This is a genomic window from Methylobacterium sp. AC315 (assembly GCF_979253755.1).
The window spans coordinates 57,709-80,620 of record NZ_CEEDEA010000015.1 but is presented as its reverse complement, the minus strand read 5'-3'; the positions used below and the strand labels follow the sequence as shown (position 1 = coordinate 80,620).

The following is a 22,912-nucleotide window of genomic DNA, read 5'->3' as shown; positions in this document are numbered from 1 at the left end:
GGGTCAGGCCGAGACCAGCCCGTCGAGGCGCATGCGCGTGATCAGGGCGACCTCCTCGAGGGCGGTCGCCTCCTCGGCGGCCGGCTCCCGGGACAGGCGCGCCTCGAAGGCGGACAGGATCTCGGCCCGCCCGCGCCCGCGCACCGCGATGATGAACGGGAAGCCGAACCGGGCGCGATAGGCCGCGTTCAGGCGATCGAAGGCCGCGCCCTCCTGTGCATCCATGCGGTCGAGGCCGGCGCTACCCTGCTCGCGCGTCGAATCCTCCGTGAGGCGGCGTGCCCGGGCCTCCGGGCCGGCCAGCTCCGGGTGGTTGTTGAGGAAGGCGCGGCGGTGTTCCGTCGGCGCGGCACGGACCGCCTGCATCATCGCGTCGTGCAATGCGGCGCGGCTCGCGAAGGGCCGATGCGGCCAGGCGGCCTGCGCGACCCAGGGCGCGTGCTCGAACACGCCCCCGAGAAGCGCCACGAAGGCCTCTTCGTCCAGCCGGTTGATCGCCGCCAGATCTGGCATGGCGTCAGCTGCCGCGGTAGGTGGTGAAGCTCGCCGGCGCGCACAGCATCGGCACATGGTAGTGCTGCCCGGCATCGAAGATCGCGAAGCGCACCACCGGGTCGTCGATGAAGACGTCGCCCGGGTCGGTGCCCGGACGGTCCCGGAAATAATCCGCGACATGGAACGCCAGCTCGTACTGCCCGGTCCGGGCCTCGCCGGCCGGCAGGATCGGCGCGTCGGTGCGCCCATCCGCGTTGGTGACGACGCTCTTCACCAGCCGCCACGTCCCGTCCTCCAGGACCGAGAAGTCGATCCGCACGCCCGCGGCCGGGCGGCCGCGATCGGTATCGAGGACATGCGTCGAGATGCCGGCCATGGATGGGGGTCCCGTAAGGTTGGGCTCAGCTGCCCCGATAGTAGGAATAACCCCAGGGCGTGAACAGCACCGGCAGGTGGTAGCGCTGGCGCGCGTCGCGGATCTGGAAGCGGATCGGCACGAGGCTCAGGAAATTCGGGCTCGGCAGCGTCACCCCGAGGGTCGCGAAATACGCCCCGACATGCAGCAGCAGCTCGTAGCGGCCGGCCTTCAGCGCGTCGTCGACGAGGAGCGGTTCGGCCGGCCGGCCGTTGGCCGCCGTGGTGACCGTCTTGATCGGCCGGTAGACGCCGTCCTCGCGGATCGAGAGGTCGCAAACCAGTCCGGCCGCCGGGGTTCCATGGGCATTGTCGAGCGCGTGCAGGGTCAGCCGCGGCCCGAGCCCCGCCTGTGAGGTCGGGGCCACGGTGAGCGCCCCGGGCCGCCGCCCCCCGTCGCCCGGAGGGGCTGGCCCCGCCTGGGATCCGCCCGCGGCAGCCGCCATGGCCGCGCCACCGAGGCCGAGTTCAGCGAAGGCCCGGCGAGTCACGGTGCCCACATGCAGCTCCGGGCATCGCTCTGTCCCTGACGTCCCGGAACGGCGAGGCATGCCGTCCACGGAGGACGGCAAGGCCGGTCTGGCAGGTTTGCCGGTTCCATTCCGTCCCCTCGACATCGCCGGTTGCCGCTGAGGGCTGTCGCGGCGACCTGTCGCAAGGCCTGCGCCATCTGGCAAACCTGCGCCAGCCGTCGAGGAGCTCAAGACGACGGATCGGCCCAAGCGAGGCGCAGGGACCGCGTCGGCCTACTTGCGGCTGCGCTCCTTGCGCAGTTCCCGCTCCGCCAGCAGCCAGAACTCGATCTCGAAGCCCTCTGGCCGGTGGTTGCGCTCCCACAACTCGTAGGCGCGCTCCCGGATCTCCTCGAACGGGATCGCGTCCGGCGCGGATTTGTCTTCGGTCCGTGACGGGGGCGGCCGCGGTCCGCTCTCCGGGACCGCCGGCTCCGGGGCAGCGGGGTCCGGAGCAGGCCGTGCGTCGCGACCGGGTTCCGACGACTCGGCTTTCATCACGAGGCCGGCTTGTCGAGATAGGCGGCGACGCTGGTGATCCGGCTCCCCACCATGGTCACGGCCTTGCGCAACCGCTCCTCGCTGACACCGAAGCGCTGCGCCCATTCTTCGCGCATGACCCGGTCGTAGATGTCGATATGCGTCTTGCCTCTGAATTCGATGGACATGGTTCACATGCTCTGGATTGCCGCCCAGCCGTGCGAGGCCGAGCCGTCTGGAGAGACAACCGGACTCGGCGGGATCGGTTGCCAGTCCTCGTCCGATCGACGGCGGCCTGTGGATGCGGAACGCGCGGGCGTCAGATGCCGCGGGAACGCCGCGTTCCGTCCCGGCCCGGCTCCTCCGGGCGGTCGGCCCCGAGCGCAACCGCCTCGCAGGCGAAGGGCGACGGCGGGGCCTCGACGCCGCGCCAGCGGGCATAGGCCCAGGGGCGGTACCAGACGCTCCCGCCGGGTAGCCGCTCGGGTACGAGATCGATGCCGTGGGTCCCGAACGGACCGCAGCGGCAGATCCGCGCGAAGCCCATCCAGGCGCCTGGCCAGAAGCCGTGCTGGGTGATGGCCTGGTCGGCGTATTCGGAGCAGCTCGGCCAGTGGCGGCACTGGCGGCCGATCAATCCCGACAGGGTCAGCTGGTAGGTGCGAATCGCCCAATGCGCGGCGCGGCGAACCATCGGACCCTACGCGTCGGCCGTCGCCGCGGTGGCCTGCTGCCCGGTGCCCTGTTCTCCGCCGGATCGGCGCTTGGCGGCGATCTGGTCGAGGGCGTCGACCACCGCGTCGAAGGTCAGCAGGGTCGAGGCGTGGCGCGCCTTGAACTCCCGCACCGGCTCCAGGACCGCGAGGTCCGCCCAGGCCCCGCCGGGCGCGGGGCCGTTGGCCTTGAGCATCGCCCGCATGGCCTCGCGGACGCCGCGCAGCTCGTTTTCGGTGGCGCCGACCACGTGGCGGCCCATCAGCGACGAGGAGGCCTGCCCCAGGGCGCAGGCGCGGACCTCCTGCGCGAAATCGGCCACGCGGCCGTCCGCGCCGAGGACGACGTCGACCGTGACCGTCGAACCGCACAGGCGGGAATGCGCGGTGGCGCTGGCATCGGGCCGCTCCAGGCGCCCCAGATGCGGGATGTCGGCGGCCAGTTCGAGGATACGGCGGTTGTAGATGTCGTCGAGCATCGGGGCCTCGGGCGGGTGCGTCATCCGATCGAGCTATTGCCCATCGGGATTCTGCCGCGCGACCCGTGCATTGCGTGTTGCCGCGCGAACAATGATATAGGCCCCCTACGGTCGCTTCGCGAGGAGGCGGTTCGTCGACCAGGGTCGCGCCCACGGCCAAGGTAGTTCCCACGGCTCTAGTCCAACCGGGGCGCCGGCTCGAATTCGTTTCGAGCCCGGGATCTCCCTCACAAGCCCGACGCGATCCGACGATGTATGCCAAGCCTGACAGCACCACGATGAAGTCCCGTGTGGCGCGGGCCGGAGATGCCATGGATGCCGCGCTTAAATCATTGTCCTATCGAGGCGAAGGACACGGTCTGGACCGGGGCGGCGTCGATGGGCGGGATCTGGGACAGAGTCTGACCGGCATGCGCAACGACAACCGACCGGTCGATGACGGCCGCCCCGCAGCGGTCGAGATCGCGCCGCAGCCCGCCTCCGCAACCCGTGTGCCCGAGGGGATCGAGACCGGCCGCCCGAGCCGCGCCGAGGCCGAGGCCGCGGTGCGCACGCTCCTGCGCTGGGCCGGCGACGATCCGACCCGCGAGGGCCTGCGCGACACGCCGGCCCGGGTCACCAAGGCCTTCGGGCAGCTGTTCGGCGGCTACGAGATGGATGCCGAGGCCTTGCTGGCCCGCGTCTTCGAGGAGGTCGAGGGCTATTCGGACATCGTGCTGGTGCGCGACATCCCGTTCTACTCCCACTGCGAGCACCACATGGTGCCGTTCATGGGGCTCGCCCACATCGCCTATTACCCGACCCGCGGCGTCGTCGGACTCTCGAAGCTCGCCCGCGTGGTCGATACCTTCGCGCGCCGCCTGCAGACGCAGGAGACGATGACCGCGCAGATCGCCGACGTGATCGAGAGCATCCTCAAGCCCCGGGGCGTCGCCGTGATGGTGGAGGCCGAGCACCTCTGCATGGCGATGCGCGGCGTGCAGAAGGCCGGCGTCTCGACGATCACCAGCCAGTTCCGCGGCGTCTTCAAGGACGATGCCAGCGAGCAGGTGCGCTTCCTCACCCTGGTGCGCGGCGGGACCAAGTAACCGCAGGCCGGATGGCCCGATCGGGCGGCCACCGTCATGCGGTCTTCATCGATCGGGCTACACCCAATAGCCTCGACTCAAGCTTCACCGGACTCGCTTCTGCCGCCATGACCGCAAGCGACATCGCTTTCGATCCCCCCGGCACCCGGGCCGAGGTCGAGGAAGGCGCGGCCTTCACCCCGCGCTTCGACCGGGACGGCCTGGTCGCCTGCATCGCGGTCGACGCGCAGGACGGGCGTGTGCTGATGCTCGCCTACATGAACGCCGAATCGCTGGCCCGGACCGTCGCGACCGGGGAAGCCTGGTACTGGTCGCGGTCCCGGCAGGAACTCTGGCACAAGGGCGCGACCAGCGGGCAGATCCAGCGCGTCGTCGAGATGCGGGTCGATTGCGACCAGGACGCGCTGCTGATCCGCGTGGAGGTCGGCGGCGACGGCGGCTGCTGCCACACCGGCCGCCGCGCCTGCTTCTATCGCCGGGTCGTCCGCGGGCCGGATGGCGCCGTCACCCTGGAGGCCGCCGGGGCATGAGCGCGTCCCTTGCCTTGCAATGGCAAGAATGTCCGGCCGTCCCCTATTTCCTCCCCGGAACCGTCGAGCCGATCCGGCCCCTGCCCGCTGCCGGCCCCCGCATCGGCCTGGCGCTCGGCGGTGGTTCGGCCCGGGGCTGGGCCCATATCGGGGTGATCCGCGCCCTCGAGGAGGGCGGCATCCATCCCACCGTGGTGGCGGGCTGCTCGATCGGCGCCGTGGTCGGCGCCTGCTACGCCGCCGGGCGCCTCGACCGCCTGGAGAGCTTCGCGCGGGAACTCACCCGGCACCGGGTAGTCCGGCTGATCGACCCGCGCTTTCCCGGTTCCGGGCTGATCGCCGGCAACCGCCTCCGTCGGCGGCTGTTCGCCGATCTCGGCACGCGCCGGATCGAGAGCCTGCCGATCCGCTTCGGCTGCGTCGCCACCGAGTTCGGCAGCGGCCTGGAGGTGAACCTGACCGAAGGGCCGACCGTCGATGCGGTGCGCGCCTCCTACGCGATCCCCGGCCTGTTCCCGCCCGTGACCCACGAGGGGCGCGTCCTGATGGACGGGACCCTGGTCAACCCCGTCCCGGTGGCGCTCGCCCGCGCGCTCGGGGCCGATCTCGTGATCTGCGTGAACCTCAACGGCGATACCGGTGGCCCGGTGGTGCACGAGGTGCCGGCGCCGGCCGCGCGCCGGAGCTTCCTCCAGCTGATCCGCGCGCGCCTGCCGGGCTTCGAGCCCCAGGAAGCCGAGATCCCGGTCCCGGGCATCGCCCGGGTCGTGCTCGGCGCCTTCAACATCACCCAGGACCGGATCTCCCGGGCGCGGCTGGAGCGCGACCCGCCGGACGTGGCCATCGGCCCCGATGTCGCGGCCTTCGGCCTGTTCGACTTCCACAAGGCCGCCGAGGGGATCGATATCGGCTACCGGGCGGCCCGGGCGGCCCTGCCCCGGATCCGCGCTGTCGTGAACGGCGCCGCAGCGCGGGCCTAGAGCATCGTTCCGAAGGGGCCCGCGGGCTTTCGGAAAAAGGCGATGCGGATCAAGGAGCGCGCATCGTGTTGACGGCTTTCGCGCGAAGGATCGTCACGCGGTTGTAACGACCGGTTGCGATGGCCCCTCATCGAATGAGAGGGCTTCCAATGTATACGAGCCGCCGCCAGATCCTCCTGTCCGGAGGCGCAAGCCTCGTCGGGATCGCCACCGGCGTGGCCCGCCCCGGCCTGAGCCGGGCCGCCGACCGGCCGCTCCTCAGCCACGGCCTCCAGTCCGGCGATGTCGGGACCGATTCCGCGGTGGTCTGGGCCCGCTCCGACCGCCCGGCCCGGGCGATCATCGAGTGGGCCACCACCGAGAGCTTCTCCGAGATCCGCGGCGGCGTCTTCGCGGATGCACTGCCCGAGAGCGACGGCACCGTGAAGGTGGCGCTGACCGGCCTGCCGCCGGGGCAGGACGTGTTCTACCGGGTCCGCCTGCAGGACGTCGCGGCGCCGACCATCGTCGGACCCGCGCAGGTCGGGCGGTTCCGCACCGCGCCGGCGGACAAGCGCTCGGTCTCGTTCTGCTGGTCGGGCGACACGGTCGGCCAGGGCTGGGGCATAGACGAGGCCCGCGGCGGCATGACGATCTACGCGGCGATCCTCAAGAACCGGCCGGACTTCTTCATCCATTCCGGCGACACGATCTATGCCGACGGGCCGATCCAGGCCGAGGTGAAGCTCCCGGACGGCAGCCTCTGGCGCAACCGCGTCACTGAGGAGGTCGCCAAGCCCGCCGAGACGCTCGCCGAGTTCCGCGGCCGCCACAAGTACAACCTCACCGACCGGAACGTGCTGGCGATGAACGCCGCCGTGCCGATCCTGGCGCAGTGGGACGACCACGAGGTCACCAACAATTGGTGGCCGGGCGAGCCGTTGACCCGGGCCGAGCACCTCAAGAAGAAGTACACGGACCCGAACGTGCTCGCGATGCAGCTGCGCGCGGCGCGCGCCTTCCACGAGTACATGCCGATGCGCTTCGAGCCGGCCGAGCCCGGCCGGGTCTACCGCAAGATCGCCTACGGCCCGCTGGTCGACGTGTTCATGCTCGACATGCGCTCCTACCGGGGCCCGAACGGCGAGAACCGGCAGACGGAATACGGCCCCGACGCGTATTTCCTGGGGCCGCAACAGATCGCGTGGCTGAAGCGGGCGCTCACGGAATCCCGCGCGACCTGGAAGGTGATCGCCGCCGACATGCCGCTCGGCCTCGTGGTGACCTACGACGTGGACCGCAATTTCGGCTCGGAGGCGGTGGCGCAGGGTGACGGGCCGCCGCTCGGGCGCGAGCTGGAGATCGCCGACCTGCTGCGGTTCATCAAGCAGGCCAAGATCCGCAACACGGTCTGGCTGACCGCGGACGTGCACTACACGGCCGCCCACTACTACGACCCGAACAAGGCGCAGTTCCAGGATTTCGACCCGTTCTGGGAGTTCGTCTCGGGCCCGCTCCACGCCGGCACCTTCGGGCCCAACGCGCTCGACAACACGTTCGGCCCGCAACTGCGCTACGTGAAGGCGCCCGACAAGGGCCAGGTGAACCTGTCACCGGCCGCCGGCTACCAGTTCTTCGGCCACGTCGCGGTGGATGGCGACACCGAGCAGATGACCGTGACCCTCAAGGACGCGGCCGACACCGACCTCTGGCACGTCACCCTCGACCCCGCGAAGGCGTAGGCGCAGGCAACGTCGCCGCCCGCCGGACTCCGCGTCCGGCCGGCGCGCGATCTCACGCCATGGTGATGTAATCGCGCAGGGCCTGGTGCTCGGCCTCGACCGTGGCGATGCGGCGCGCCACCACGTCGCCGATGGAGATCAGGCCGACGAGTCGGCCGTCCTCGCAGACCGGGACGTGGCGGAACCGCCCTTCCGTCATCAAGCCCATCACCTCCTCGATGGTGGAGCTTCGGCCGCAGGTGGTGACCGTGCCGGTCATGTGGTCCGAGACCGGCGCGTCGAAGGTCGCGCCGCCGTGGCGGGCGAGCGCCCGCATGATGTCCCGCTCCGAGATGATCCCGGCCACCGACCCGTCGGCATGGGCGACCACCAGTGCGCCGATCCGCTTGTCGGCGAGAATCTGGATCACCTCCTCGAGGGTCTTGTCGGGGCTCACGGTGACGACGGAGCTGCCCTTCTCGGCAAGGATGCGTGCGACGGTCATGGCTCTCTCCCTGTGACGCGGTGCGTGCGCCGTCAGCCGCGGCGCCTCCGTTACGCTGTCGTCCGGGTTGGCCCCGGCTCGTTCACATTATGGCGAGTGTGTGACCGATCCGGCGCGTTGGCAAGATGCCGGGACGTCGTCTCAGGGCCGGGCCGCCTCGCGCCGATCGAGCAGCGGGAACAGCAGGAAGCCTGCGATGAAGCCGCCGAGATGCGCGTCCCACGCGATGGCGGCGTTCTCGCCAACGAGCGGCACGCTGACGAGCCCGAACAGCAGGTTGGTGACCAGCCAGATCGCCAGGAAGGCCACCGCGGTCCGGTTGCGCAGGAGTTCGGGAACCGTCTCGGCCGGCCGGTGCGGCGGCAATTGCCAGGACGGGCCGGCATACCCGGAGGCGGGTGGCTGGAACACGAAGCGGGCCGCCGCCGCCATCAGGGCCGAGATTCCCGCCGAGGCGCCGACCAGCGGTCCCGCGCTCAGGGGGTCGATCATCACATGCAGCAGGCCGCCGGCCACGGTTCCGGCCAGCGCAATCAGGAAGTAGCGCCAAGCGCCGCAGCGCCGGGCCACGGGCGACCCGAAGGCGGCCAGCCAGACGCTGTTGAAGATCACGTGCATCCAGGAGCCGTGCAGCAGGGCGTAGGTCGCCAGCGTCCAGGGCAGCAGCGCGTGCTCGGAGGTGATGTAGCGGGCGAACGCCTCGCGGGCGGCCTCCATGTCGGGGTCGCCGAGGCCGGCGGCCGCCTGGATCACGTCGGCGGCCTTCCCGGGATCGAACCACACCGTCCAGCGGGCGGGCACCAGGGCGAGGTCGAGGACGACCCGGATGTCGAGCGTGTCCGGCAGCACGAACTCGCGCAGGGCCTGGATCGCCATCAGCAATCCGATCGAGAGCGTCACCACCCCCGGCATGTTGAACACGGGCACGCGGCTCTGGCGTGGGAATTCGGGGGAGGCATCCATCCTGGCACCATGTCGGGGCTGCGGGGTGTCGGGCAAGTCCCGGCGACGTATTGAAGCCTTTTCGGGTGATGTTTGGCTGCCAGGGGGTTCGAAAGAACGAATGCCGGCCGGCTCGATCGAACCGATGGCGGCGGCGTGCGCGCCGCCTACGACGAGATCCGGACCGTGATCAGCCTCATGCCGGCAGCCTCGGTCTGCCCTGCTCTCGATCCCAGGAAGCGTCCCGCGCCGGGCGGCACGGCGTATGCGCCGGACGATCCAGATCGCCCCGGATCACCGGCCCGTCCCACGCGGATGTGCCAGGATGATCCAGGGACGGACACCAGGCGTATCGATCCGGGACTCCGATGAAACATCCCACGAGCCGCATGCTCCATGCCTATTGGGAGCGCTTGCGCGGTGAGCGCGCCGCGCCCGAGCGCGCCGAGATCGAGCCGGGCGAGATCCGGCATCTGCTGGCTGACAGCCTGATCCTGGAACTCGACATGGCGACGCGCGCGGCCACGGTCCGGCTCGCCGGCACGCGGGTCTGCGCCCTCTACGGCCGCGAGTTGAAGGGCGAGACCTTCGCCGGCCTGTGGGGCGCGGAGGCCCCCGATCCCTGGCGCATCGTCGAGATCGTGGCCAGCGATACCCTGGGCGTGGTCGCGGGCCTGCGCGGCCTGAACACGGCCGGCGAGGCGGTGGATCTGGAGCTCCTGCTCCTGCCGCTGCGCCATCGCGGACGGATGCAGGTCCGGGCGCTCGGCACCATGAGCGTCGAGAGCACGCCCCACTGGATCGGCCTGCGCCCGCTGGTCCAGGCCGAGACCACCTCCCTGCGCATCCTGCCGGGCCGCAGAATGGAGGCTGCGCCGCCGGCGCGACCGGCCCTGCGCGGTCCTGCCGGCTTTCCCGGCCCGGTGCGCCGGGGGCATCTCCTCGTTCATGCCGGCGGACGGGCGTAAAACCACGCGCCGAGAACTGCATTTGGAATATTAGACATCGATTTTTCGACCGAAGATCGCGTCCGATCGGGACGAACTGGCAACTGTACAGGCCAGACCGGCCCTGGCGCTCGGTCAGGACAGAAAAATCTATGCCCCCATCGGATATTGCTGAATCGGAAAAAAGGCTTTCGTAACAGTCCCGGTCTAGCTTGCGATGACGATTGTCGCGGCGTGGAGCCCATCTCGGTATGATCGCGGTCGACGCCACCGCCGGGACGGACGTGAGCCGCGCGGCCAGCCGGGGGCGCGACGCGGCCGACCAGCGACGCCACCAGCGCGTCCGGGTCGCCGTGCTGGGCCGCTACATGCTGGCCGACCGCCGCGAATATCCCTGCCAGACCGTGGACATGTCGCCGGGCGGCGTCCGGCTGACCTGCGCTGTGGTGGGCGAGGTCGGCGAGCGCGTGGTGCTCTACCTCGAGCATATCGGCCGGATCGAGGGCGTCATCGCCCGCCACAGCGAGGGCGGCTTCGCGGTCCAGCTCAACGCCACGCCACGCAAGCGGGACAAGATCGCGTCCCAGCTGACCTGGCTCGCCAACCGGGAGATCCTGGGCCTGCCCGAGGGGCGCTCCCACGAGCGGCTCGTGCCGACCCACACGGCGGTGACCCTGCGCGTCGAGAGCGGCCGGGAGATCAAGGCCCGGCTGATCGACATCTCGATTTCCGGCGTGGCGATCTCCAGCACGGCCACGCTGCCCCTCGGGGCGGCCGTCACGGTGGGCAGCACGCCCGGGCGGCTGGTGCGCTACTTCGAGGGGGGCTTCGGCGTGCAGTTCCTGCTGCCGCTCTCCCCCGACCGCTTCCATGCCGGGATGACGCTCTAGAGCCGTCCCGACCGCGTGGGATCGTCTCGTCAGATCTTGTTGTCAGATCTTCTTGGACAGCTGCGCCGCGGTCTCCTCGGCCGGGCGGGAGAGGTCGAGGGCGCCGAGGAAGCGGTTCTGCGCGTCCATCACGTAGACGATCGCCGTGTGCTCCATCGTGTAGTCCCCGTCCTTACCGGGGACCTTGCGGGCATAGGCCCGATACGCCTTCTCGGTGGCCACGATCTGCTCAGGGCTGCCGGTGAGACCGGTGATGCGCGGATCGAAGCTCGACAGGTAGGTCTTCAGGCTCGCCGGGTCGTCGCGCTCGGGATCGACGGTGACGAAGGCGACACGCATCCGCTCGGCCTTCGGCCCGAGGGCGGCGAGCACGTCCGAAACCTGCTGCAGCGTCGTCGGGCACACGTCCGGGCAATGGGTGAAGCCGAAGAACACGAGGTGCGGCGCGCCGGAGAAGTCGCGCTCGGTGACCGTGCGCCCGTTCTGGTCGACCAGCGTGAATGGGCCGCCGATCCCGGGCACGCCCACAGGCGCCCGGTCCGGCATGAAGGCGAACACCGCCGCCCCGGTCAGGCCGACGAGACCCAGGCAGAAGGCCAGAAGCGGGATCAGGGCGCGGCGCATCTTCATCGGACTCCGACCTCCGTGCAGCGGCTGGCACAGCACGGAACGGCGCGCGAAGGCAAGCCAGCGTTATGCCGCCGGCTCGCCTTGGACCCGATGTCAGGGCTTGGCGGCGGGCTCTCCGGCGGCCGGGGCGGCGGCCGCGCCCTTCGGCGGCTCCTTGCCGAGGTAGATGTATTCCGGCGCGGCCTTCAGCTGATCCTTGGTCGTGTCGATGCGGGCCTGGAGCGTCTTGTCGTCGGTCCGGTCGAGCTTCATCACCGACGGGTCGACGGCCACGTACTTGGATCCGATCCCGAGGAAGCCGCCGACGCCGATGACCCAGGACTTCACGCTGCCCTTCTGGTCGAGGACGAAGTCCGCGATCTGCCCGATCGTGTCGTTGGCCGCGTTGGTGACGTTGGCCCCGATCAGCTTGCTGGCGACCATGTCGTCCGGGGACTGGGCCACGAAGGTCGGGCGCAGGTTGTCGGCCATGGTGGCCGGCTGACCGGCTACCGGCGCGGCCGGCGCTCCGGCATTCGGGGTGGCATTCTGCGCCGCGGCGGTTGCGAGACCGGCCAACAGAAGGGCCGAGGCCAGGAGCGGAGTGCGCATCGGGTGAGGACTTTCGGACAGCGTTCGCAAACGAAGGTGGCGCCGCCTTAAACCTTTGGCGCAGCGTAAGTTCCGCCGATTTTCTTCGGGCGCCCCGGATTACGCGCCCCTTTGCCGGCTGTGGGTCCGACGCCCGGCGCTTTGACGGCACGGCGCCGGCCCATCACAAGCCTGGCCCCATGCTGCGCCTCGTCCTCTACCAACCCGACATCCCACAGAACACCGGCACGATGCTGCGGATGGCCGCCTGCCTCGGGCTCGCGGTCGAGATCGTGGAGCCCGCGGGCTTCGACGTCTCGGACCGGCACCTGCGCCGCTCGGGGCTCGATTACCTCGACCACGTGGCGATCACCCGGCACCGCTCGTTTTCGGCCTTCGAGGCGTGGCGGGCCGAGGCCGGCCTGCGGCTCGTCCTCGCCACGACGGCGGGCGCCCGGCCCCATACGGATTTCGCGTTCGGCCCGGACGATTGCATCATGGTCGGGCGCGAATCGGCCGGCGTACCCGATTCCGTCCATGCGGCCGCCGACGCCCGGGTCGTGGTGCCGATCCGGCCGGGCCTGCGCTCGCTCAACGTCGCGGTCGCGGCCGCGATGATCGCCGGCGAGGCCCTGCGCCGGACCGGCGGGTTCGAACCGGATCGCGGCCCACCGGCTTGATAGGGCGGGGCATCATGGAGGCGGGTCCTCGGCAGCACCTGCGCCGCCAGCCCGGGAGACGCGCCGCGTGACCGAACCCAGACCCTACCGGCCGTCCCGGCGCCACGCCGATCTCGGATCCGCCTTCTACGATCCCGTGGCGGCCGCGCGCGTCCCGGCCACGATCCTGCGCTACCGCAACCAGGCCTGGGCCGCACGCGTCGGCCTCTCCGGCTTGTCGGATGAGGACTGGATCGCCCATTTCGGCCGGTTCGCGCCGCTGCCCGGTAGCTTCGAGACGCCCCTGGCGCTGCGCTATCACGGCCACCAGTTCCGCTCGTACAATCCGGAACTGGGCGACGGCCGCGGCTTCCTGTTCGCGCAGCTGCACGACCTGGAGGACGGGCGGCTGCTCGATCTCGGCACCAAGGGCAGCGGCACGACGCCGTGGTCCCGCGGGGCCGACGGGCGGCTCACCCTCAAGGGCGGCGTGCGCGAGGTGCTGGCCACGGCGCTGCTGGAGGCGCAGGGCGTCTACACGTCGAAGAGCTTCAGCCTGATCGAGACCGGCGAGGATCTGGTGCGCGGCGACGAGCCTTCCCCGGCCCGGTCCAGCGTGCTGGTGCGGCTCTCGCACGGGCATATTCGCGTCGGCAGCTTCCAGCGCTTCCTGGCGCTGGGCGAGCCGGACAACATCGCCCGGCTGCTCGACCACACCATCGAGACCCACCGGCCGGACCTCTGGCGCGAAACCCTGGAGGACCGGGGCGTCGCCTTCCTGGAGGATGTGGTCGCCCGGGTCGCCCGGCTCGGCGCGCAATGGGCGGCCGCGGGCTTCGTCCACGGAGTGCTCAACTCCGACAACATCAACGTCACCGGCGAGAGCTTCGATTACGGCCCCTGGCGCGTCCTGCCGCATTACGACCCGGACTTCACCGCCGCGTATTTCGACGAGACCGGGCTCTACAGCTTCGGCCGCCAGCCCGAGGCGCTGTTCTGGAACCTGGCCCGGCTGGCCGATTGCCTGCTGACGCTCAGCCCGCAGGCGCGCCTGGAAGCGGCCCTGTCCGGCTTCGGCCCCGCCCTGCAGGACGGGTTTGCGCAGGCGCTGTTCGGCCGGCTCGGGTTGGCTGAGGCGCCCCGGCCCGAGACCGACCGGCTGGTCTCGGCGGTCTGGCGGTTCCTGGCCGAGACCCGCGCGCCGTTCGAGCGCTTCTTCTTCGACTGGTACGGCGGCCCGGCGAGCGCCGGCCGGGCGGAGGCCGGCCCGAGCGCCGGTCATTACCGATCGGAGGCCTTCGCGCCGGTGCGGGCGGCGCTCGACGCGCTCACCCCGGCTCCGGGCGCGCGGCTCGACCATCCCTATTTCGCGGGGGAGCCCTGCACGATGCTGATCGAGGAGGTCGAGGCGCTCTGGGCCCCGATCGCTGCGGCCGACGACTGGTCGCTGTTTGCGGCCAAGCTCGCCGCGGTGGCGCAGATGGCCGAGGCCTGCGGCACCGCGCCCTCGGCCGCCTGAGCCTCCTCTTCGGCCAGCCGCCGCTGCTCCTCGGCGTAGCCGCCCGCGATCGCCATGTCGACGAGGCGCCGGGTCAGCCGGAAGGCCAGCCAGAACAGGACGAGGCAGACGGCAGTCGCGGCGGCAGCCTTGAGCGGGTCCACGGGACTCCTCGAACAATCTCCCCTATGTCGGGGCGGGCCCCTCTTAGAGCCGCCCCGGATCGCGTTGCAATCGGACTTGGCTCCGAGGCCGTCTCCCGGGACGGTTTTCACCCCGCGCCGAACCGGGCCCGCTCCGGCGGCGGGCGCTCACGATCAGGCAGGTGCCGTTGCGCGAGACGTTCCATATCGAAGTCCTCGGTCCGGAATCCGGCGAGGTCCAGACGCGGATCTCAGTGCGCGTCGGCAGCCTGGAGACCGCCCAGGAGCGGGCCCTGCGCCTGTTCGCCCGCGCCCGGGTGCCGCAGCGGTCCGGCGAGCCGGCCGAGGCCGTGCGGGTCATCGACGGCGCCGGCCGCGAGGTGTTCTTCCGCAGCCGCTTCGACGCGGCGGATTGAGGGGCCGATGCGCGCCGCCCTGATCCTGCCCGGTCTCGTCCTGCTGAGCTGCGGCCTGTTCCTGCGCAGCTACACCCTGGCGCCCGCCCCCGACCGGCGCGGCGGCACGACGCTCCAGCTGACCTGGCCCAACCGCCCGGCGTTCGGAAGCCCGCGGGCCGACTGCCTCGGAACGCCTGCGGACGAGCCGGTCGTCCCCTGCCTGATCGCCTCGGTCGCGCGCGCGCGGAGCGAGGGCATCCCGGTGATCCAGTTGCCGTTCTGCGCGACCTGCTACGGTCTGTCCGAGCGGATCGCACGCATCGGCCGCGACGACGCGGCGGTGCAGGCCCGGCTCACGCAGATCGCCCGCTTCGGCTGGTGAGGCGCGCCCGCGCCACGCGCTCGCGGGCGCGCTCCAGAGTGCGGGCCAGGGGGAACAGCGGGTCGCGGCCGGCCTCAACCAGCAGGTGGGCGATCGGGCGCCGTTCCGTCCAGAATGTCGAGCCGAGGGCGAAATCCGGCGGGGCGCAAGAATCGATCCGATCGATCCGGTCGATGCCCTCGCGGGCCAGCACCGTCTCGGTCAGGCGGTGGACGAGTTGCACCCCGGGGGCGGCCTCCGGGTCCGCCTCGTCGTGGGCGATCTTGAGGACCCAGGCCTCGGCGCCGGTGATCGGCAGGATCGCGGAGGCCAGGACGCGGCCGTCCCGGCGCAGCCGCGCCACGCGTAGCCGCCCCTCGGATCCGAGATCGGCCAGCACGGCGCGCAGGAACGCCACCTCGTCGGGCCGCTCCCCCAGGCCGGTGCCGGCCCGGCCCTTCCAGCCCGCCGCCTCGAGGGCGACGTGGTCGTCCAGGGCGCGGTCGAGCGCCGCGGGGGCGTCCAGGATCTCGAGCGCGACCGGCCCCGCGGCCTCCAGGCGCTGCCGGGCGAGGCGCAGCTTGCGCCGCCGCTTGCCGGATAGGTGGTCGAGATACGTCGCCCGTGCCTGCATCGACCGGCCGGTCACGTCGAGCAACCCCCGTTCGTGCGGCCAGTAGGCGACCCGCCGCACCCCGCACGCGGACAGCAGGTCGGCCAGGGGGCCGGTTGCGGGCGCGTTCGGCAGCAGCAGCCGCGGCGGCAGGCCGAGCGCCCGCGGCGCGGCGAGCAGTCCCGCGAGCGCGGCCCCCGGGTCGGCGGCGTCGAGCAGCGGCGCGCCGAACGGGCCGTATCCGTGGGTCCAGCCCATCAGCACGGGCAGCGGCAGGCCCCAACGGCGCCACAGCCGGCGGAACGGCCAGGCGGCCAGGATCCGCGCGCCCGGCGCCTCGGGGGGACGGTCGGCCACGATCAGGAGCCGCACGCCGTCGCCGAAGGGGGCTCGGGCCGCCAGCGCGTAGCCGGCCTCGTAGAACGGGTTGCGGACCGCGGCGCCCGCACCGAGCGCCCGCCAGGCCGGGATCCAGGCGGCGGCCGGATCGAGGGGACGGACCGCCGCCACGAGGCCGCCGGCAAGGGTCGCAGTGTCCGGCATGGCGCGCCCCTCAGGCCGCGAGCCGGTGGCGGATCGCCCCGGCGAACCCGAGCACGTCGTAGCGCCACGCGGTCGCCCCGGCCACGGTGAGGAGCAGGACCAGCCGCAGGGCCTGGCCGGGCGGCATCAGGCCACCCGGGATCAGGCCGATCCCGGCCATCACCGCGCCGCAGACCAGGGCCGCGCCGGCGATCCCCGTCATGTCGGCGAGCGGCAGCGGCATCGTGGTGCCGGCCCGATAGGCGCCGAGCACCAGCACCAGGCAGGCCGCAGCCTGCCCGCCCGCGAAGGCCAAAGCCGCCCCGGCGGCGCCGAGCGTCGGGATCAGCAGCAGGGAGAGTGCCGCCACCGCCGCCAGGGTGGCGAAGGCCGCCCCCGCCTCGAGCCGGCTGGTGCGGGTGAAGTAGATCACCTGCCCGAAATAATAGGCGCGGAACATCATCAGGATGCTGGCCAGGATCAGCACCGGGGCGAGCGCGCGGGCCTCCGCCCGGTAGGCCGGCCCGAGCAGCACCGCGACGACGAGGTCGTCGAAGCAGAGGAAGAACACCGCCCCGAAGGCGGCGATCAGGGTCATCGCCCGGGCGGCGTCGCTCAGCACCCCGGAGGCCGCCGCGATGCCGCCGACCCGCGCCTCGCGCTTGGCGATGGAGATCAGCGACAGGGCGATCGCCTCGCCGAACACGATGAAGCTCTGCTTCAGGAAGTCGGCCAGCGCCCCGTAGGCGCCCAGCCCCGCGGGCCCCACGGTCTTGGCGATGATCAGCCGGTCGAGGCTCTGGGCCAGGGCCGCCGTCCCGAAGGACAGAACCAGCGGCCAGCCATAGGCGAACAGCCGCAGAGCCTCGGCGCGGCTGCCGCGGCCGGGCATCATCGGGGCGATGGTGATCGCGGCCGGCAGCGCCGCCAGGGCGTTGGCGGCGGCCACGGCAAAAGCGAGGTGCAGCGGATCGGTCGACAGGTGCAGCGCCAGGCTGCCCAGTGCGAGCATCAGCACGGCCCGGCTCATCACCGAGGCCGCCACCGCACCGGCCTTCAGGCGCGTGCGGGCGATCTCGGTGGAGCCCTCGAACAGGGTGGTGCCGAAGGCGAGCGCCAGGATCGCGGCCGCCATATCGGCCGGGACCAGCCCGAGCCCGGCCGCGAGCGCGCTGCCGAGCCCGGCGAGCAGCAGCGTGCCGCCCAGGATCCGCACCACGGTGCCGACCTGCGCCGGCTCACGGGCCTCGTCGTAGAGGGCGAAGAACGCGAATTTCGGCCACTGGCAGGTCGCCCCGTAGAGCACCAGCGCCCAGGACAGGACGTACAGGTAGATCCCGTAGCTCTCCACCGGCGCGAGGCGCGTGAACACGGCCACGGAGGCCATGTTCAGGGCGGCGGCGAAGCCGCGCGAGCCGACATAGATCAGGCTGTGCCGGGCAATCATGTCCTACGCATCATGCGCCATCCGGGTCGCCGCTTCGGCGATATCCCTTATGCGGGCGCAAGCGTTAGGGCATCGTTCCGGCGGGTGCCGTGTGGTCGGCCCGCTCAGCGGCGGATCAGCGACCGCCCGGTCATCTCGGCGGGCTGTTCGAGGCCCATCAGGTCGAGGAGGGTCGGCGCGACGTCGGCCAGGCGGCCGTCGGCGAGCGTCACGCCATCGACGCCGACCAGCATCGCCGGCACCGGGTTGAGGGTGTGGGCGGTGTGCGGCTCGCCGGTCTCCGGATCGCGCATCATCTCGCAATTGCCGTGATCGGCGGTGACGAGCAGCGCGCCCCCGCTGGACCTGATCGCGTCGACCACCCGGCCGAGGCAGGCATCCACCGTCTCCACCGCCTTCACGGCGGCGGCGAGGCTGCCGGTATGGCCGACCATGTCGGGATTGGCGAAGTTCAGCAGGATCATGTCGTAGCGGCCGGAGCCGATCGCCTCCACGGCGCGGTCGGTCAATTCCGCGGCCGACATCTCCGGCTGCAGGTCGTAGGTCGCCACCTTCGGGGACGGCACCAGGATCGCGTCCTGGCCCTCGAACGGCGCCTCGCGGCCGCCGTTCATGAAATAGGTGACGTGCGGATACTTTTCGGTCTCGGCCATGCGCAGCTGGGTGCGCCCGGCCCGGGCTACGGTCTCGCCGAGGCCGTTCGGCAGGTCGAGGGGGCCGAACAGCGTGTCGGCGAAGGCGTCGATCTCGACGCTGTACTGGACGATGCCGAGGGCTGCGGCGAACCGGACCGTCCGGGTCCGCGCGAAGCCCGCGAAGGCCGGATCGAGCAGGGCCTCGAGGATCTGCCGGGTCCGGTCGGCGCGGAAATTGAAGCTCAGCACGCCGTCGCCGTCCTGCATGCCGGCATAGTCGCCGATGATGGCCGGCCGCAGGAACTCGTCCGACAGGTCGAGCACATAGGAGGCGGCGATCGCCTCCAGGGCGCTCGCGAACCGGGCGCCGCGCGCCGCGGTCATCGCGTCGTAGGCGATCGAGACCCGCTCCCAGCGCCGGTCGCGGTCCATCGCGTAGTAGCGGCCGCACAAGGTGGCGATGCGGGCGCCGTCGGGGAGCGCGGCCTCGACGGCCTCCAGGCAGCCGGCCGCGGAGCGCGGCGGCATATCGCGCCCGTCCGTGAAGGCGTGGAGGCGGACCAGCACGCCGGCATCGACCAGCACCCGCGCCAGCGCCACCGCGTGGTCCTGGTGCGCGTGGACGCCCCCGGGCGACAGCAGGCCGACGAGGTGGCAGGTCCCGCCGCTCGCCCGCAGCGCGTCGATGAACCGGGTCAGGGCCGGGTTGCTGGCGAGCGAGCCGTCCGCGACGGCGGTATCGATGCGTGGCAGGTCCTGCATGACCACCCGGCCCGCGCCGATGTTCAGGTGCCCGACCTCGGAATTGCCCATCTGCCCCTCGGGCAGGCCGACATCGGCCCCGAAGGTCTGCAGTCGCGCCCGGGGACCCTCGCGCATCAGGCCGTCGAAGACGGGCGTGCGGGCCTGGTGGACGGCATTGTCGGCGACCGCGTCCCGGAGTCCCCAGCCGTCGAGGATCACGAGCATCACGGGGCGCGGGGTCCTGTCGGGCACGGTCACAACACTCCAAGGCCTGCACGGCACGGCGCGGGTACTCCGGACCCTCGAGGTCCGGAGAGATGCGCGTGTCGATAATCGGCTTGGCCGCGCGAGACTACAGCCCAGGGTAGGAATTGGCGACGGAAGGGGAACGGCGACCGGTATCTGACACGGGATTCGCGGGGCCCGTTCGCAGAATCCCGGTCAGTTGACGCTCGCCGGATCCGATCCGGGTGCGACGCCGAGCAGGGGCGGCTTCCGGCGCAAGGCGGTCCGCAACAGGGTCCGGCGATAACCACGATGCGACAGGAAGCCGGCGGCCCAGGCCAGGTGCATCGCGATCGCCGCCGGGCCGCTCATGACCAGGCCCGGCTCCCGCGCCTTCAGGGCCAGCGCGAGGCCGCTGAGGCCGCAGCCCCCCGCATAGACCGCCAGCAGGATCAGCAGCATCGGGGCAACCGTGACGAGGGCCAGGGCGGCAACGCCGTAGAGCAGGACCAGGGGCGGCAGCATCTGGCGCATCCGCGGCAGGCTGGCGTGCTTCTCCAGGGTTCGGGCGCAGCCACGGCCGTACAGGAAATATTGCCGGGTCAGGCTGAACAGGGTCGCGCGGGGGTAGTAGGTCACGACGAGGTCGGCCGCGAGATAGATCTTGCCGCCGGCCGCGCAGAGCCGGCGGTCGAGTTCGGCGTCCTCGTTGTGCGAGAAACTCTCGTCGTATCCGCCGACCCGCAGGAACTCGCGCCGGTCGAAGATGGCGTGGTGGCCGTGGGCGACGTAGCCCGAGATCCCGCCCAGGCGGTGCGCCGAGCCGCCGTTGCCGAGCCGGCTGTTCTGGGCGGCCGCGATGGCACGCTGCAGCGGCGTCACCCCGATGGTCCGCAGGGGCACGACCACCGAGACGGCGTCCCACTGGCGAATCGTCCGCATCAGGTCCTGCACCCAGTTCTCGGGATAGGCCGCGTGGCAATCGGCGCGCACGAGATAGGTCGAGCCCGGATGTGCGAGGCGGGCCGCGAGGTTGAGCGCCGAGGCCTGGATGCGGCGGGCATTGTGGATCAGCTGGATTCGCGGATCCTTGTCGCTGAGCGCCTGGACGATGGCGCAGGTCGCGTCGCTGCTGCCGCCGTCCATCACCAGCAATTCACACGCGAGCGACCCTGGGGCCGGCATCACCGAGCGGATCGCCTCGGCGATGTGCTGGGCCTCGTTCAGGGCCGGCATGGCGATCGTCACCAACGGGATGCCCGCGCCGTCCGGGCCGTCGACCGAAGCGTCCTTCATGGCGGTTCTCCTGAGACCCGAGCCCGATCTTGCGCCGGCCCCGCGGTGGCCCCGTTCCGGAGGAAGCCCAGCGCCTCGGTGAGGACGGCTCGTTCGCCCGGCACGCGTGTCCGGGCCGGCCGAGCCGGCATCGACAGAGACGACGTCCCGCGCCCGGGGTCTCTTCTGTCCTCATAAGCAATCAATACGGTGGTCAACGACAACCACCTCTTCAGTCGGGAGGCTCGGTACGACGAAAGATGTAATTCGTGCCGGATGACCGCGGTGATAGCCCGGCTCAGTGGGATCGCCGATCCGGCAGCTGATGCCGCGAACGGATCCAGCAAGCACCGATCGTCGTGCGGGATCGCTTCGAATGATGGACTCTTTGGACGCGCTTGCGCTCGATGCGCCGAAACATGGCCTTGGCGGGCCCAGATCGGAACCGACCGCGATGCCGGTCACCGAAATCCTTCCCGACAATCAACTCGTCGCCTTCGATGCCGCGGGGGTCTGGCAGTATCGCGGGTTGCTGTGGGTCCTGATCCTGCGCGACCTGAAGGTGCTCTATCGCCAGACCGCCCTGGGCGCCTGCTGGGCGATCGCGCAGCCGCTTTTCACGGTGGCGATCTTCACCGTCATCTTCGGCCATTTCGCCAAGATCCCCACCGACGGGGCGCCCTATGCGCTGTTCGCCGGCAGCGCGATCATCCTGTGGACCTACTTCGCCGAGTCGGTACGCCGGAGCGCCACCGGCCTCGTCACCGAGGCGGAGCTCATCCGCAAGATCTACTTCCCGCGCCTGGTGATCCCGCTCGCCACCGTGGTGTCGCCGATGGTGGACTTCGCTATCGCCCTCGCGGTGATGCTGGTGCTGATGCTTTGCTACGGGGTGATGCCGAGCTGGCACATCGTCCTCGCGGTGCCGACGCTCGCGGTCACCGCGATGCTGGCGCTCGGGGTGAGCCTGTGGCTCGGGCCGGTCAACGTCCGCTTCCGGGACGTCAAGCACACGCTGCCGTTCCTCATCCAGATCTGGATGTACGCCTCGCCGATCGTCTACGCGGCGAGCATCGTCCCCGACTCGGTGCGCTGGCTCTACGCGCTCAACCCGATGGTCGGGCTGATCGAGGCGTTCCGGTTCGCGATCCTCGGCGGAACCACGCCCGACCTGTTCGCCCTCGCGGTCTCGGTCACGGTGTCGTCGCTGCTGCTGTTCACCGGACTGATCTTCTTCCAGCGCATGGAGCGCTCTTTCGCGGATATAATCTGATGTCGATGGCGATCAGCGTACAGGATATCGGCAAGCAATACTGGCGTGCCCCGCGGGCCACGCACGACAACTCCCTGCGCGAGGCGCTCATCGACGGCGCGCGGGGCCTGCTGACGCGCCGGTCCGAGGCACGCCCGACCAAGGAGGGGTTCTGGGCGCTGAAGGATGTCAGCTTCGGCATCAAGCACGGCGAGAACGTCGGCATCATCGGGATGAACGGGGCGGGCAAGAGCACCCTGCTCAAGCTGATCTCGCGGATCGCCGCCCCGACCACCGGCAGCATCCGGCTGGTCGGCCGGGTCGGCGCCCTGCTCGAAGTCGGCACGGGCTTCCACCGGGAGCTCACCGGCCGCGAGAACATCTTCCTCTACGGCTCGATCCTGGGCATGCACCGCCATGAGATCGCCGAGAAGTTCGACGCGATCGTCGAGTTCTCGGAGATCGGCGACTTCATCGACATGCCGGTGAAGCGCTATTCCAGCGGCATGTATGTCCGGCTGGCCTTCTCGGTCGCCGCCCATCTCGAGCCCGACATCCTGCTCCTCGACGAGGTCCTGGCGGTCGGCGACTACACCTTCCAGAAGAAGTGCATCGACTTCGCCCGCCGCCTCCAGAGCAAGGGCTCGACGATCCTGCTCGTCTCGCACAACATGTTCAGCGTGAAGACCATGTGCGAGCGGGTGATCTACATCAAGAACGGCCGCGTCGCCTTCGACGGCCCCACCGACGAGGGGCTGCACCACTACGAGCGCGACAGCTACCTGGCCGACGCACCCTGGTTCCGGCCCGAGGGCGGCCACCACCCGGTGGAGATCCAGGACGTCACGGTCGCCGACGAATCGGGCGCTCCGAAGACGCTGTTCCGGCACGGCGAGCGGATGCGGATCACGGCGCGCTACACCGCCTCGGAGCCGATCACCGACCCGCATGTGCTGTTCTCGATCACGCGATCGGACGAGCTGCTCTGCTGCAACTTCAGCACGATGACGGATCGCGCCAAGCTGCAGACCCTGTCGGGCGACGGTACGATCGAGCTGCTGACGCCGCCGCTGACCCTCACCGCGGACACCTACAAGGTCTCCGTGGTGGTCCGGCAGCGGGGCTTCGAGCGCCTGCTCGCCGCGCGGATCGGCGCCCGCTTCCACGTGGAGCACCCGGTCTTCGCCCCCGACGTGTTCGGTGTCTTCCACACTCCCGGCACCTGGACGGCGGATCCCGCACCGCATCGCTGAAGCCCGGAGGGC

27 protein-coding genes are annotated in these 22,912 nt (G+C 71.0%); 12 read left to right on the top strand and 15 right to left on the bottom strand.

The features are described from left to right. Positions 1 to 3 precede the first annotated feature (3 nt). The 7 genes from uraD to AC0IY0_RS21485 form a co-directional block, all read right to left on the bottom strand. Positions 4 to 513, bottom strand: coding sequence for a 2-oxo-4-hydroxy-4-carboxy-5-ureidoimidazoline decarboxylase (gene uraD, locus AC0IY0_RS21515; RefSeq protein WP_471765431.1), 510 nt, complete (start codon positions 511 to 513; stop codon positions 4 to 6). Positions 514 to 517: 4 nt separating this feature from the next. Further along, positions 518 to 871, bottom strand: coding sequence for a hydroxyisourate hydrolase (gene uraH, locus AC0IY0_RS21510; RefSeq protein WP_147857696.1), 354 nt, complete (start codon positions 869 to 871; stop codon positions 518 to 520). A gap of 25 nt (positions 872 to 896) precedes the next feature. Continuing rightward, positions 897 to 1,409 carry a hydroxyisourate hydrolase gene (gene uraH, locus AC0IY0_RS21505; RefSeq protein ID WP_471765429.1) on the bottom strand — a complete coding sequence of 171 codons (513 nt, stop codon included), beginning with the start codon at positions 1,407 to 1,409 and terminating at the stop codon, positions 897 to 899. 246 nt (positions 1,410 to 1,655) lie between these two features. Further along, entirely contained in the window at positions 1,656 to 1,919 is a 264-nt protein-coding gene (locus AC0IY0_RS21500) for a DUF2934 domain-containing protein (protein ID WP_147941089.1), read from the bottom strand. Beyond that, complete coding sequence (locus tag AC0IY0_RS21495) at positions 1,919 to 2,089, bottom strand: DUF3606 domain-containing protein (protein ID WP_147906482.1); 171 nt, start codon at positions 2,087 to 2,089, stop codon at positions 1,919 to 1,921. The genes AC0IY0_RS21500 and AC0IY0_RS21495 overlap by 1 nt, the downstream gene beginning before the upstream one ends. 131 nt (positions 2,090 to 2,220) lie before the next feature. Beyond that, positions 2,221 to 2,595 carry a membrane protein insertion efficiency factor YidD gene (gene yidD, locus AC0IY0_RS21490; RefSeq protein WP_147906483.1) on the bottom strand — a complete coding sequence of 125 codons (375 nt, stop codon included), beginning with the start codon at positions 2,593 to 2,595 and terminating at the stop codon, positions 2,221 to 2,223. A gap of 6 nt (positions 2,596 to 2,601) precedes the next feature. Next, complete coding sequence (locus AC0IY0_RS21485; protein ID WP_147906484.1) at positions 2,602 to 3,093, bottom strand: iron-sulfur cluster assembly scaffold protein; 492 nt, start codon at positions 3,091 to 3,093, stop codon at positions 2,602 to 2,604. A 251-nt stretch (positions 3,094 to 3,344) separates the two neighbouring features. On the opposite strand from AC0IY0_RS21485, the gene folE reads away from it, so the two are divergent. The 4 genes from folE (at position 3,345) to AC0IY0_RS21465 (ending at position 7,412) form a co-directional block, all read left to right on the top strand. Beyond that, the gene (folE, locus tag AC0IY0_RS21480) at positions 3,345 to 4,181 is read left to right on the top strand and encodes a GTP cyclohydrolase I FolE (protein ID WP_147906485.1); all 837 of its coding nucleotides are present in this window, start codon (positions 3,345 to 3,347) and stop codon (positions 4,179 to 4,181) included. A gap of 107 nt (positions 4,182 to 4,288) precedes the next feature. Next, positions 4,289 to 4,711 (top strand): phosphoribosyl-AMP cyclohydrolase, encoded by a 423-nt coding sequence (gene hisI / locus AC0IY0_RS21475; protein ID WP_147941081.1) that lies wholly within the window; start codon positions 4,289 to 4,291, stop codon positions 4,709 to 4,711. After that, on the top strand, positions 4,708 to 5,691 hold the full coding sequence (locus AC0IY0_RS21470) for a patatin-like phospholipase family protein (RefSeq protein ID WP_147941080.1): 984 nt from the start codon (positions 4,708 to 4,710) through the stop codon (positions 5,689 to 5,691). The genes hisI and AC0IY0_RS21470 overlap by 4 nt, the downstream gene beginning before the upstream one ends. 149 nt (positions 5,692 to 5,840) lie before the next feature. Continuing rightward, the gene (locus AC0IY0_RS21465) at positions 5,841 to 7,412 is read left to right on the top strand and encodes an alkaline phosphatase D family protein (RefSeq protein WP_471765425.1); all 1,572 of its coding nucleotides are present in this window, start codon (positions 5,841 to 5,843) and stop codon (positions 7,410 to 7,412) included. Positions 7,413 to 7,464: 52 nt separating this feature from the next. Here AC0IY0_RS21465 and AC0IY0_RS21460 read toward each other — a convergent pair whose 3' ends face one another. Together AC0IY0_RS21460 and AC0IY0_RS21455 are read right to left on the bottom strand one after the other, a co-directional pair. Next, complete coding sequence (locus AC0IY0_RS21460; RefSeq protein WP_461230143.1) at positions 7,465 to 7,896, bottom strand: CBS domain-containing protein; 432 nt, start codon at positions 7,894 to 7,896, stop codon at positions 7,465 to 7,467. A 141-nt stretch (positions 7,897 to 8,037) separates the two neighbouring features. After that, positions 8,038 to 8,859: a rhomboid family intramembrane serine protease gene (locus AC0IY0_RS21455; protein WP_147906490.1), complete on the bottom strand. Its 822-nt coding sequence runs from the start codon at positions 8,857 to 8,859 to the stop codon at positions 8,038 to 8,040. Positions 8,860 to 9,206: 347 nt separating this feature from the next. On the opposite strand from AC0IY0_RS21455, the gene AC0IY0_RS21450 reads away from it, so the two are divergent. After that, on the top strand, positions 9,207 to 9,806 hold the full coding sequence (locus AC0IY0_RS21450; RefSeq protein WP_471765423.1) for a PAS domain-containing protein: 600 nt from the start codon (positions 9,207 to 9,209) through the stop codon (positions 9,804 to 9,806). Positions 9,807 to 10,036: 230 nt separating this feature from the next. Continuing rightward, complete coding sequence (locus AC0IY0_RS21445; RefSeq protein WP_147852858.1) at positions 10,037 to 10,675, top strand: PilZ domain-containing protein; 639 nt, start codon at positions 10,037 to 10,039, stop codon at positions 10,673 to 10,675. Between the two features lie 42 nt (positions 10,676 to 10,717). Here the strand turns inward: AC0IY0_RS21445 and AC0IY0_RS21440 are convergent, their stop codons facing one another. Both AC0IY0_RS21440 and AC0IY0_RS21435 read right to left on the bottom strand, forming a co-directional pair. Further along, complete coding sequence (locus AC0IY0_RS21440) at positions 10,718 to 11,299, bottom strand: SCO family protein (RefSeq protein WP_471765465.1); 582 nt, start codon at positions 11,297 to 11,299, stop codon at positions 10,718 to 10,720. Positions 11,300 to 11,398: 99 nt separating this feature from the next. Then, the gene (locus AC0IY0_RS21435; RefSeq protein WP_147906492.1) at positions 11,399 to 11,896 is read right to left on the bottom strand and encodes a PRC-barrel domain-containing protein; all 498 of its coding nucleotides are present in this window, start codon (positions 11,894 to 11,896) and stop codon (positions 11,399 to 11,401) included. A 179-nt stretch (positions 11,897 to 12,075) separates the two neighbouring features. Between AC0IY0_RS21435 and AC0IY0_RS21430 the strand changes: the two genes are divergently transcribed. The 4 genes from AC0IY0_RS21430 (at position 12,076) to AC0IY0_RS21415 (ending at position 14,955) form a co-directional block, all read left to right on the top strand. Further along, a complete protein-coding gene (locus AC0IY0_RS21430) occupies positions 12,076 to 12,555 on the top strand; it encodes a tRNA (cytidine(34)-2'-O)-methyltransferase (protein ID WP_147906493.1) in 480 nt (159 codons plus the stop codon). A gap of 67 nt (positions 12,556 to 12,622) precedes the next feature. Beyond that, positions 12,623 to 14,053: a protein adenylyltransferase SelO gene (locus tag AC0IY0_RS21425; RefSeq protein WP_461230146.1), complete on the top strand. Its 1,431-nt coding sequence runs from the start codon at positions 12,623 to 12,625 to the stop codon at positions 14,051 to 14,053. 310 nt (positions 14,054 to 14,363) lie between these two features. Next, on the top strand, positions 14,364 to 14,591 hold the full coding sequence (locus tag AC0IY0_RS21420; RefSeq protein ID WP_147897275.1) for a hypothetical protein: 228 nt from the start codon (positions 14,364 to 14,366) through the stop codon (positions 14,589 to 14,591). A 7-nt stretch (positions 14,592 to 14,598) separates the two neighbouring features. Further along, on the top strand, positions 14,599 to 14,955 hold the full coding sequence (locus tag AC0IY0_RS21415; protein ID WP_147906495.1) for a hypothetical protein: 357 nt from the start codon (positions 14,599 to 14,601) through the stop codon (positions 14,953 to 14,955). Here AC0IY0_RS21415 and AC0IY0_RS21410 read toward each other — a convergent pair. The 4 genes from AC0IY0_RS21410 to AC0IY0_RS21395 form a co-directional block, all read right to left on the bottom strand. Beyond that, positions 14,927 to 16,090 (bottom strand): GNAT family N-acetyltransferase, encoded by a 1,164-nt coding sequence (locus tag AC0IY0_RS21410; RefSeq protein ID WP_461230147.1) that lies wholly within the window; start codon positions 16,088 to 16,090, stop codon positions 14,927 to 14,929. The two genes, AC0IY0_RS21415 and AC0IY0_RS21410, sit on opposite strands and share 29 nt — an antisense overlap. Positions 16,091 to 16,100: 10 nt before the next feature. After that, positions 16,101 to 17,516, bottom strand: a complete 1,416-nt coding sequence (locus AC0IY0_RS21405; protein ID WP_147906497.1) for a lipopolysaccharide biosynthesis protein — start codon at positions 17,514 to 17,516, stop codon at positions 16,101 to 16,103. A 104-nt stretch (positions 17,517 to 17,620) separates the two neighbouring features. Beyond that, positions 17,621 to 19,120 carry a 2,3-bisphosphoglycerate-independent phosphoglycerate mutase gene (gpmI, locus tag AC0IY0_RS21400; protein ID WP_471765463.1) on the bottom strand — a complete coding sequence of 500 codons (1,500 nt, stop codon included), beginning with the start codon at positions 19,118 to 19,120 and terminating at the stop codon, positions 17,621 to 17,623. Between the two features lie 216 nt (positions 19,121 to 19,336). Further along, a complete protein-coding gene (locus AC0IY0_RS21395) occupies positions 19,337 to 20,416 on the bottom strand; it encodes a glycosyltransferase family 2 protein (RefSeq protein ID WP_147939454.1) in 1,080 nt (359 codons plus the stop codon). A 433-nt stretch (positions 20,417 to 20,849) separates the two neighbouring features. On the opposite strand from AC0IY0_RS21395, the gene AC0IY0_RS21390 reads away from it, so the two are divergent. Both AC0IY0_RS21390 and AC0IY0_RS21385 read left to right on the top strand, forming a co-directional pair. Then, positions 20,850 to 21,668, top strand: a complete 819-nt coding sequence (locus AC0IY0_RS21390) for an ABC transporter permease (RefSeq protein ID WP_246692058.1) — start codon at positions 20,850 to 20,852, stop codon at positions 21,666 to 21,668. Then, entirely contained in the window at positions 21,668 to 22,900 is a 1,233-nt protein-coding gene (locus tag AC0IY0_RS21385; RefSeq protein WP_147906500.1) for an ABC transporter ATP-binding protein, read from the top strand. Before AC0IY0_RS21390 ends, AC0IY0_RS21385 begins: the two co-directional genes overlap by 1 nt. Positions 22,901 to 22,912 lie beyond the last annotated feature (12 nt).